Genomic DNA, 472 nt, shown 5'->3' on the forward strand with positions numbered 1-472 from the left:
AGATAGAATATGCAGCCGAGCTAACCAGTACGATACAGACAACCAGCAAAATAGCTTTGGCCTTCCACTTCATAACAGTTCAAATGCCCGTGTGAAAACATCATCGGAATAAGGCTGCTTGCCGTTCTCGTGCAGAATGATCGACTTAGCCAGCGCAATCAATGTCGGCTTATCAATGTCGAGAACGTGATGCGGGTCGACATTGAGCGCCTTGGAAACACCCTTGATGTAAGCGGTGGTGTTGTTTTCTATATTGGGTGCATAGCGGTTGATGATTTTAGACACGCTGTTATGGCCGCCCTTGTGATAATTGGTCAGTAACTTTATGAGCGCCCGAATACCATACTCTGGTGACTCGAACCGACAGAACCGAGGATTTTTTACCCCCGTTTCGATTCCAATTTGCCCCTGCCACTTATTCGCGGAATTGTGATCGATATTGCCGGGATTGTTATTCCTAATGCCTCTCGTC

The 472-nt window shown here is 47.0% G+C and carries 1 protein-coding gene; it reads right to left on the reverse strand.

What is annotated here, in order from left to right; translation table 11 throughout:
* Nucleotides 1-69 precede the first annotated feature (69 nt).
* Nucleotides 70-472: structural protein (locus tag PSI23_RS22060; RefSeq protein ID WP_273557052.1), on the reverse strand; the 403-nt coding region annotated here is incomplete at its 5' end.

It is taken from the genome of Xenorhabdus yunnanensis (assembly GCF_028598805.1).
GTDB lineage: Bacteria > Pseudomonadota > Gammaproteobacteria > Enterobacterales > Enterobacteriaceae > Xenorhabdus > Xenorhabdus yunnanensis.